Origin of the sequence: Paenibacillus ottowii (assembly GCF_050516475.1) — a bacterium.
GTDB lineage: Bacteria > Bacillota > Bacilli > Paenibacillales > Paenibacillaceae > Paenibacillus > Paenibacillus ottowii.
On record NZ_CP191577.1, the window covers coordinates 1,707,753 to 1,717,966 of the forward strand.

Sequence of the window (10,214 nt, forward strand, 5' to 3'; positions counted from 1 at the left end):
TCCACAGAACCGAACACGCTTATGTATGTTTGAGCCGTTTAATGTCATGCTTAGGACAGGAATGTAACGCTTTAGAAATCACAAAAACGAGGAAAAGGTACGAACACCCCAACTCCCCACTTTTGCCTATTTTTCATCCTTTGTTTATGCAGATTTTGGATAGTCTAAAGCGTAACACTGAACCTGTTGGGATCGAGCTTCCGAACACGTATATGTATGTTGAATTTGTTTACATCATATCTGCTACAATGATGTTACGCATTAGAAATCGCAAAAATGAGAAATAGGTACAAACATACTGTTCCCACATTTTGGGTTGTTTTTCTCCTTAGTTTATTGGTTTCTTGATAGCCTAAAGCGTAACATCGAGCCTGCTTTTTCTCATCTGGCGCATCCGTAACTTCGACTTTTCGTTCGCATTCTTATCTCTGCATTTCTGACAGTTCACCCTCGGTTGCGCTGTTTTAAATTCAGATTCTACATTCCGCTCAGACTTATATTCTCGTTCCAGCTTCTCATCTGTTGGCAACACTCCTTGTTCAAAATAGGTACAACGGGGCAGGTCATCATTTTGACTAAAGAATGTACATAGACCATCCTGTAAACAGCAATAATTGGAGATACCATGCTTCGCTCCGAGATAACACGCACAATTATTCTTAACCAGCCGCCTGATGCTATTTTTATTCTGCATTTGATACCTCCTTATTCGTAGCAATTAATCGTTGCTGCTCCGTATGAAATTTATTGAATTCCAGCTTCGGATTCTCCACAAATGGAAGCAATGTAAGCAACGTTTCCTGAGAGACCACTTCTTTCAGTTTCACAATCACATCAGCCATCCCAACCAAATCTGTCGGCAAGTTACGAGTAAACTTCACCGCGATATCACGGTAATCATATTGCACACCTTCTTTAATGTGCAGAAAGGTAAAGAAATTCCGTAAACGCTGCTTGATTGCCTTTTCCATTAAGGCTTCACGCATTGCTACTCGATTCTCCAAATTCAGCAGCTTGTTTCTCAGAGCTAAGGAAGATGTATTGCTGGCCCAATTCTCATTAAAATTAACCTGATCCATCATGTCAAAGATTTTTCGTTCAATATTGTCCAATTCATTCTTCACAAAAGAATCGTTAATCTCCTTCGTAAGCCAGCTTACCTTTCCTCCAGCGGGAACCTGAATAATCCCCATCTTCTTCATATTCAATAAGTCTTCTGCTTCCAGCTTGGCATTCTCGATCACGAGATAGGCGTTGCGATGATCTGCGATTTCATTGACCAAGTCTGAATTCAACGCATTGTAGGCATCAAATAAAGAAATCACATCATGGAAGCCGCTTTTTCTCTCCGTATTAGCTGGACAAGAGATAAGTGGAACTCTTCCAAAAATGTGATTGTGTTTACCGATATATTTTAGTTCAGATGATTGGTTTTGCTTACTTTGATTGTGTTTATCATCGCTACCGATTGTATAGTGCAGAATTTTATGATCGGTGTACACGTCCAAATACACTTGCTTATCAAAACGTCTCGTAAATTTATGTAAGCCAAGTAATACATTTCGTTCTGCTGTCCCGTCCTCCAACATATAGGCATTCAAAGGGGATAATACGGTTGCTGAAAACTGGCCATCGGAGTCGATATAGTTCAATTCGTAGCTTTCACCAAAAATTTCGGATTGTTTCCGAAGCTGTAGATTATGCTCCTTGTCCCAATGACTCATATGTACATCTATATTATGTATAGCTGTGTCCTGATCTGACTTGGACACATAGTTTACTGGCTTACCGAGCAGATAACCCACTTCGTTATCTACAAACTTACGTGGAAAATTGAAGATAAGCTTTTGATTACTTCGACTTTCTTGCATCGCATAGTTCTTAAGAATGGCATGCTGACCATTGTAGTAATCTGAATATTTCTGTTTGGCTAATGCAGACGATTGGAGTTGGTTTAGGCACTCTAATATGATTTGTTCGGTTATTTGCAAATAGGTTCTTCCTTTCAAAATAGATAAAGTAATTGTTGCTTAAATAAATAAAAGAACCACCTTTAATAAGATGGTTCCTTGTTGAATTAACGTTCTCCGTTAGTTTAGTGAATCAAAGGAACCTCCTCCCTTCTAAACAGATAACCTTTCTAGGTACCGCGCTACAAGGGCCAGTCTCAATTTCACAGTGAGTGAGGCTATAAGGAGAGGCAAAACTGTTTCCCCATGAGTCACCCCCTACCACTGAACCTTTTGATCGCTTCCTCGGTCACCGGCTTGAAGAGGTTAATGAGGTTGCCGTCGGGATCACGGAACAACACAGCACGGTTCCCCCACGGCATCGTGGTCGGTTCCTTTACCCACTCGTCGACAAACGGCTTCAAGCGCTCGTATTCGGCATCGACATCATGGACGAGGAACTCGAGTATGACAGTGCGATTGTCGGCCGCCACTGCGGAACCAATGCCGAACAGCGGCACAGTATGGGAGTGACCGATCGCCAGGGTGCACGATGGCACAACGAGTTCGGCAAAGGCTGCCGCGGGACGTTCCGCTGAAACACCCATGACTCTCTCATAGAACTCAACAAGACGATCCACATCGTCGGTAATGATACGTACAGAAGCAAAATTCATAAAATACCATCCTTCCTATAATAAATGATACAGTATCTTATCAGGGCAAGAACAAGCTATCCACCCCATTATGTTTACCTAATCGATAATAAACTAACGCTACTGACAACGTTATGTCAGTAGCATTTTAACATTTTCGGGTATTCTCTCTGCTAAAGTTGATACCCGTTTATATATTCTGCCTGTTAGCTTAACGAGATTGGGTAAAATAAAAACTTGAGTTTTTAGCAAAACCATTAAAATAACAAGCTGCGATCATAAAACTTTAAACTCTTAACAGACTGAATCAATTGAACAGCCCCATATAAACTATCCGGCGCATCATCGTATGTACAGTTTCGATTATAGTCCTTCACCTGATGGTTATATCTAAGGTTATCTGCATTGAACAGAATATGACCCTTCTTAATCTCTGGTTCCAAGCTAATAATGCGTTCATGCTTCTGTCCCTTGGAATGCACACTTTCTACGGGTGTATGTATCTTCGCTTTCCATAGCTCTTCTTCAAACTTTTGCTTCATATAGCTTTGCGCTTGATTGACTTCAAATCCCAGCTTATCTACAGGATAAAGCTTCAATTTTTCAATAGCCACTTGGAACAAATCATCCGGCAGCAGTTTATAGATATTACCATCAATCACGTACATCTGCTTCGTCTTCCGATGCTGCCCAATAATTGAAACCGCAGAATAGTCATTTTTCTTCCCGGCTTTAATCGCTGGATCAATGTACATGGCAAGTTCCATGTCCTCAAGCTCAGGCAATCTGTCCCAATACATCAGATTTTGAAATATGTATTCGTCTGTTGAACGCGGATCGTTTTGCAATTCTTTATAGAAGCTCTTTTCCCCCATTGCTTGCTTTTTGCACATCAAATAATAATAGTCCAAATACTCGTTCCATAGGATTTTCGTACCCTCCAGCATTTCCTCCTCATTCGCCATAAAAAAAGACAAGGCCGTATTGATCCTGTCTTCATCCTGCAAGTTATTATATTGTCGCTCCCACTCTGACCATAAATCATCACGCTCTGAAAACTGAAGCACGGCTGCTTTTCGAACACTTCGCACACCAGAGATTTTACCTTTAAGCAAATCGGCCATAATATCTTCTTCGTTCAAAATCGTTCCGCAGATCAGAATATTGGTATCCCTTGTGCCAATAGGCAGAATGACATCCGTAAACGTATTTTTAATTTGTTCTCGCTTAGCTTCGGATCGAGCCGTATCCTCCTTGAGCAAATCATCCATTAGAACTAGCGTAGGACGATGATGCTTATAGTGAATACCTCTCAAGCTACCGTCAATCCCACGAATCATAATGCAGGAGTCCAGTCCACCTTTACTCTTGAGCCATATTTCATTGTTGTTCCAGCGGCTCCCTTTACGAATCCCGAAATCCTCAATCAGCATCTGATTCGTTTCTAGCTCATCTTTGATCATATCCAAAAACGGCAATGCAATTTGTTCTGTCGCTGATATGATTAATGTAAACTGTGATTTATCATATAAAGTCGCATACAGCGGAAATAAAAAGGAACTAATCGTTGACTTTCCATGCTCCCTTGGGAGTCCAAAAGCCGTAATCAGTCCTGTATTTGCAAGCATATGTCTTAATTCCGTGAATAGCTCTTTGTGAAACTTTCCAAATACTCGATCAAAATATTTAGGGAAATAGGCCAATGCAAAAAATTCAATGTCCATCTCACCGATAAGCTTCCGTAGTTCAGAGAAAGAGAACGTTTCGATCAGTTGTTTCATTTTGGGCGGCTTGAAATGCTTCTCCATATACTGCTTGAGCAGTTCAGCTTGACGCTGCTCTTCTTGCTTCATTGTTTCAATGGGTATAACTCCTTTCTCAAATTCACTATAAAATCATCACAAAAATGTCTGCACCCTTTGCTGGCGGCTCCGTTTATCTGCATAGAAGCCCCCCTCCCACCACAACAAAAAGAGTGGCTCCTCACCACTCGATATTTGCCAAGGCTTCAGCCATATCCTGCTGTGTTGTTAGGGTATAAATATTGGTGGTTGCTACGTGGTCATGTCCAAGGATTTGCTGGATGGTTGTCAATGGAGTCGTTTTCACCAACTTATAGCCAAGTGTATGTCTGAGCATATGTGGTGTGACCTTCACGTTGATCCGATCTCCGTATTTGTTCAGAATCAGGTTAACCGCATTTCGCTCCAATGGCCCACGCTGCCCAATACATAGATATTCTGATTCCACTTGTGGCCTCATTTCAAGATACCGAGTAATGGCTTTTCGCACATCCTTATTTAATGGAATAGTACGAAAGGAATTCCCTTTACCGAATACCTTCAATAACCCTTTGCGTTCGCTTATTTCAATATCTTTCAGTTTGATACCAACCAATTCGCTTACCCGTATCCCTGTTCCCAGCAACAATTCAATCATACAGATCTGCAGCCGATTACCCATCCGGTGAATTTCATTTCTCAGCTTCCACAAATCCTTTTCTGCTAACCCTTTGTATTGCCGAACAACCTTATTCCTGACCGCTTCGATATGTATTTCTTCCTTAATATATCCTTGTTGGTGCATCCACTGAGCAAATACGTTGATACTGGCAATCTTGCGGTTGATGGTGAGTATCGCTTGGTTGGTGCTTTGCAGATATTTCTTGTACTCCACGCCATCCAATTCAATCCACTTGTCCAGTCCATATTCCGTTTTCCTTTGATACCAGGTTATAAACTGCAACACGTCCCGAATATAGCACGAAACTGTGTTCTCGCTTCGATCCTTGCTCCGTAAATGGGCTTCAAACCCTTGAATATACTCCATTTTCTCCCCCACCTTTCGCTCGTGTGTCACATCATACCGTTGATGTGGGGGAAAGTCCACTGATTGCATAACTTATCTTATGCACTGATTCTGGCTACTTTCGGGGCTAATTCAGGGCTGAAACTGGCATTTATCTATGCTAATACTGACGACATAACGTTATGGCTCCGAATCATTAGGCTCCACATATCCTTCCTCCATCTCAACCGATTCCTCAATAGCCTCATAGTCGGCATCTACTACATCCGCTTCGATCATATCCAGAAATAGCTGCTTTCGCTCCTGTTCCAGTGCTTTCGTATTGACCACTAGCTCACGGCGATCATTCCACTCGTTAGGTGCACGGTTCTTTAAGTAGAAGATCATCGCTGTCGGATTGGGAGGCTGATATCGTTTCACCTTCTCGATACGTGTCTTCTTTTTTCCATTTTTGTCCTCTTCAATAATCGTTTTTATTTCTTCATATTCATAGCCCGTAGCAGCTTTCAAAAGTGAATTTTCCACGTGCGATATAGGGACAGATCTGCTCCATTTGACTAGTTCAGCCAGCATCGGATGTTTATCAATATACTCATACCAAGTCGTTTTACCTATATCGAGTTTCCTGATGATGTCCTCTGCATTCACGCCTTCTTCGAACCACTGTTGTATTTCCGCTAACCGAGGATATACATGTGTTTCCCACTTGGTTGGACGTTCCAACGCTGTAGCAAATTTGGGATGCTTCCTACGATAGTCACCTAATGTCCAAATATGAATGTTCAGTCGTTTTGCTATCTCCTCATCTGTTGCCCCTTCACGTACCCAAACGGGAATATCCCTGAGTCTTGGCACAACAAATTGATCATATTTGGTCAGTATCTTAGGCTTGTTTCTTTTGGGATTGTTATTATTTTTGCTCATCTTCTGCTCACCTCCATCAACGAAAAAAGCCTATGCGAATGTGCATAGACCTTTGTTTTTAAAGTTGTGTTCCATTTACAGATTGCATCTCAGGGAATTTCCGTTGATATGTTTTGAATAGTACATACTTTTGTAAACCTTTGGATTGATGCAAGGCTTGTTGTGCCAGTTTTAATGCTGCTGCATAATGATTTGATTTCAACTCCAATTCGGAAAGAATCGCATTTTTCATCCAAGGCGTTGGAATGTCGTGAATGATTTTGTGAGCTTCCGCATTATTTCCTTCTTCCATACATACGATAGCTCGATAGTAATTTTTATATGCCAGTGGTTTGATCAATTCGATTTCTTCTTTAACCGTCAGAATTTCTTTTTTATAGAAAGCAAAAACGGTTTTATATGACGCTTGTTTATGGATTCCCTTATACTTTTGGAGCAATAGTCGGATTGAGTCCTCTACTTCTTCATCGATTTCATGGGCTAGAGCATAAAATAGATGGTATTCTGGCTTATTCTTACGCGACATTAAAAACTTTTCAATTCTCTTCAAATTTGAATCCCATATTACAGTAAAAAGAATAGGCATATATAGTACGAGAAACATCAGGATAAAAATGATTATAAAAGCTAACACATTATTGATACGTAAATGATCCACAATCATCCACATGACAATGACAAATATAAATACGACAAGATTTCTTATATTCCAGATCATATGCTTCCCCTTTTCATGCTGTTGAACATGTTGATTTGTCTTATCAGAGTTAATTCAACAAATTTGAATGTAATTCCTTCTTTTCCCTATAAGTAGTAGCTATATAATCACTATCACGAAAAAAGGGAACAGCCAACGATCAGCCATTCCCCTTATGCATCAGTTAACTTTCCAATTCAGCCTCGTAAAACAATTCGATATCCTCAATCACCTTCTGAATCAGCTCATTGTCCTCTTGAGCCTCCTCAGTCCCTAGCACATTTACCTTTTCGGCTTGCATGCCCTTCAGGAATCGAATCACCATATTCACTTTTGCCTTACCCAATTCAATCACCCTTTCGGTTTAGCCAGCACATGATACCTCTGATCTCACCGACTCAGCAACGACTTCTTGAAAAACATATTGTTTATCATTTTTAATTAATAGTGGAATAATATTATATAATAGGATTACATCGTATAATAAACTAAATGGAAAGGGGGAATTTACCTATGCTTAAAAAAATGAGTATGTATCAAATAGCAACTTTAATATGTGCTTTGGTTGTTCTCATATGTGCCTCTCTATCATTCGCTTATCCTAACGACAATCAACGCTTCACTATGCTCAATCAACTTTTTCTTGGACTCATGCTTTTATTTTCTGGTATTTCAGAACTTAAAGCAAAGCGTATGTTTGCGGCAATAGCCAATTTTGGTGTTTCCTTGTTTATAATTTTTGTAATGTTATACACCTTATAAACTCATTACATGTTCACTAATTCTAGATTAGCAACAACTTCTGAATAGCCTACCTTCACTCCATCTCGAATCAGATAAACGTCGTTATCGCTGCCAATATGAGCAATATATCGACTCACAATCACATCTACATATTTGGGATCAAGCTCGCTGGTATAGCAAATCCGATCCGTTTCCTCACAAGCAATCAATGTTGAACCTGAACCACCAAATGGATCAAATACGATATCACCAAGCTTGCTCGAATTTTTAATTGGGTAGCTAATCAAGGGAATCGGCTTCATCGTGGGATGATATTCATTCCGGAAGGGACGATCAAATTGCCATAATGTCGTTTGCTTACGATCACTATTCCAATAGTGCCTACCCGTCGGCTTCCAACCGTACAATACAGGTTCGTGCATCCAATGATAATCACTTCTGCCCATTACCATTGCTTGCTTTGCCCATATACAACATTGAGCCAGTTTGAATCCAGCTTCGATAAATGCCTTCCTAAAATTTAAACCTTCACTATCGGCGTGGAACACATAGATGCTCGCTCCATCATCTGCTACTCCAAACATTTGAGTGTAGGCAGCCAATAGGAAATCATAAAACTGGTGATTGTCCATTTTATCGTTCTCTATTTTCAATGCATCCTTCGTTTTGCCTGTATAGTCCACATTATAAGGTGGATCAGTTACAATAAGCTGAGCCTTCTTACCATTCATCAATGTTGCGATATCTTGCGGATTAGTCGAGTCACCGCAGATTAGCTTATGCTTCCCAAGTAACCAAATGTCACCTTTACTAGTGATCGGATGTTCAGGCAAAGCTTCCTCTACATTAAAATCATCCTCTTCATCTACAGTTTCCTCATGTAATGTATCCAGCAACTTCTCCGCTTCAGACCAATCAAAGCCAGTTAGCTCAATATTATATTCTGCTTCTTTTAACTCATCTAATAATGCAGCCAGTGCTTCAAAGTCCCACTCCCCTGTAATTTTGTTGAGCGCTATGTTCAGGGCTTTCTCTTTCGACTTATTCACATCGACTATGACGCAATCAACTTCATCGTATCCAAGTGCCTTCAACACTTTGGCACGTTGGTGGCCTCCCACGATGGTATAATCGCTATTACAAATAATCGATTCACAATAACCGAATTCGATGACACTATTCCTAATCTTTTCAAACTCTGGATCACCCGCTTTTAAATCCTTCCTTGGATTATATTCGGCGTGTACCAGTTGATCTATTTTCAATTTCATCCATTTCATTTATAGAATTTGCTCCTTTTCTTTCATTGCTGATGCAATCAACATTGTTCTTTCTAGATAATAACTCTTCATAAATATGTAAAAGTAATCCCATGGAATTTGGGCTGATTCGCAAATCCGTGTTAGAGATTCAAATTTCCCATGGCAACTGCGGCATAATGGCATAAGATTTTCTTTCGAATCATCTTCTGTAATTCTGAATGGAATAATGTGGTGAATGTTTAAATCCTTTTTATTGAAGCAAACAGGGCAAATAGGCATACGTTGGAGTACGCTATCTCTAATTTTGCGCCATTTCGCAGTGCCTAAATTTCTCTTTCTTGATTTATGAAAATGTTCTCCTCTTAATGTCTCTTCATAACACTGCCTTGAACAATAGTTCCCCCTAGTATTCGTTTTGAGTGCTGAGGCATATATCTCAAATTAATACTTACATTTCAAACAATTTCTAAGTATCTTTTCTCCATGATTAAATTCTTCAAAGCATTCTTTACTACAGAACCTTCTATTGTTGGACTGAAAATCTACGAAATTGCCATTACACAGCTCACAAGTAAAATTAATTTTGCAATTTGAAACTTTAGGTTTAATTTTTCCGATGTTCCAGTTATATTTTGATTGGCATGAAACAGAACAAAAAACTTGCTTAGTGTCACTTCTAGCTACAAACCCCTCGTCGCAATTTTTACACCAACCAATTTTATAAGAACTTTTCTCACCTTTTCTTTTCAAATAACCTTTTGCCGTTACTGTATCAAATCCATAACTCTGAATACTCGTTGCTACATATTCTACAGCTTTCTCATTATTTCTGGCGTTTTTTATGTACGGAATTAACGTTTCTACGTTTACGAATTTGATTTCCAATCCACTTGATCCCCCTTTCTACCTTCATTTTTAAAAAGACTGCAATCCACATCCAGGTAAAAAACACACCAACCGCAGTGATAAATCGTAATATTTCTATGATTATTGCTTGTAACATTAATAGCATTTATATTTCTCCTCTCTAAATGAAAAAGGAACCCTAGCCAATAGCCAGAGTTCCCGTGTATAATATGTACTTTTAAATTTTCAACATTGTGTCACGTGACACATCTCAAACTATATCCCCCCCAATCCAATTTATATTGGTTTAAAATTTTGAAAATAGCAG

Annotated in this window: 12 protein-coding genes; 1 reads left to right on the plus strand and 11 read right to left on the minus strand. The window is 39.6% G+C overall.

The window, feature by feature from the left end:
- Positions 1-352: 352 nt before the first annotated feature.
- The 8 genes from ACQQ6X_RS08055 to ACQQ6X_RS08090 all read right to left on the minus strand — a co-directional run bounded on the left by ACQQ6X_RS08055 (position 353) and on the right by ACQQ6X_RS08090 (position 7,389).
- Positions 353-694, minus strand: coding sequence for a hypothetical protein (locus tag ACQQ6X_RS08055; protein WP_305164923.1), 342 nt, complete (start codon positions 692-694; stop codon positions 353-355).
- Complete coding sequence (locus tag ACQQ6X_RS08060) at positions 684-1,991, minus strand: phage portal protein (RefSeq protein WP_305164924.1); 1,308 nt, start codon at positions 1,989-1,991, stop codon at positions 684-686. Before ACQQ6X_RS08060 ends, ACQQ6X_RS08055 begins: the two co-directional genes overlap by 11 nt.
- 230 nt (positions 1,992-2,221) lie before the next feature.
- Positions 2,222-2,626 carry a VOC family protein gene (locus tag ACQQ6X_RS08065; protein ID WP_053325236.1) on the minus strand — a complete coding sequence of 135 codons (405 nt, stop codon included), beginning with the start codon at positions 2,624-2,626 and terminating at the stop codon, positions 2,222-2,224.
- 236 nt (positions 2,627-2,862) lie between these two features.
- Positions 2,863-4,458 (minus strand): phage terminase large subunit, encoded by a 1,596-nt coding sequence (gene terL, locus ACQQ6X_RS08070; RefSeq protein WP_305164928.1) that lies wholly within the window; start codon positions 4,456-4,458, stop codon positions 2,863-2,865.
- Positions 4,459-4,588: 130 nt separating this feature from the next.
- The gene (locus ACQQ6X_RS08075; RefSeq protein WP_305164929.1) at positions 4,589-5,434 is read right to left on the minus strand and encodes a tyrosine-type recombinase/integrase; all 846 of its coding nucleotides are present in this window, start codon (positions 5,432-5,434) and stop codon (positions 4,589-4,591) included.
- Positions 5,435-5,593: 159 nt separating this feature from the next.
- A complete protein-coding gene (locus ACQQ6X_RS08080) occupies positions 5,594-6,337 on the minus strand; it encodes a transposase (RefSeq protein WP_305164930.1) in 744 nt (247 codons plus the stop codon).
- A gap of 58 nt (positions 6,338-6,395) precedes the next feature.
- Complete coding sequence (locus ACQQ6X_RS08085) at positions 6,396-7,055, minus strand: hypothetical protein (RefSeq protein WP_305164932.1); 660 nt, start codon at positions 7,053-7,055, stop codon at positions 6,396-6,398.
- 163 nt (positions 7,056-7,218) lie between these two features.
- On the minus strand, positions 7,219-7,389 hold the full coding sequence (locus tag ACQQ6X_RS08090) for a hypothetical protein (RefSeq protein ID WP_430493557.1): 171 nt from the start codon (positions 7,387-7,389) through the stop codon (positions 7,219-7,221).
- Positions 7,390-7,547: 158 nt separating this feature from the next.
- Here ACQQ6X_RS08090 and ACQQ6X_RS08095 point away from each other — a divergent pair, with 158 nt between their 5' ends.
- Positions 7,548-7,796 carry a DUF3953 domain-containing protein gene (locus ACQQ6X_RS08095; RefSeq protein WP_305164934.1) on the plus strand — a complete coding sequence of 83 codons (249 nt, stop codon included), beginning with the start codon at positions 7,548-7,550 and terminating at the stop codon, positions 7,794-7,796.
- A 5-nt stretch (positions 7,797-7,801) separates the two neighbouring features.
- On the opposite strand, the gene ACQQ6X_RS08100 is transcribed toward ACQQ6X_RS08095, so the two are convergent.
- The 3 genes from ACQQ6X_RS08100 to ACQQ6X_RS08110 form a co-directional block, all read right to left on the minus strand.
- On the minus strand, positions 7,802-9,058 hold the full coding sequence (locus tag ACQQ6X_RS08100; RefSeq protein ID WP_305164935.1) for a site-specific DNA-methyltransferase: 1,257 nt from the start codon (positions 9,056-9,058) through the stop codon (positions 7,802-7,804).
- Complete coding sequence (locus ACQQ6X_RS08105; protein WP_369425849.1) at positions 9,059-9,319, minus strand: HNH endonuclease signature motif containing protein; 261 nt, start codon at positions 9,317-9,319, stop codon at positions 9,059-9,061.
- Positions 9,320-9,481: 162 nt separating this feature from the next.
- Positions 9,482-9,925, minus strand: a complete 444-nt coding sequence (locus tag ACQQ6X_RS08110; protein ID WP_305164936.1) for a hypothetical protein — start codon at positions 9,923-9,925, stop codon at positions 9,482-9,484.
- Positions 9,926-10,214 lie beyond the last annotated feature (289 nt).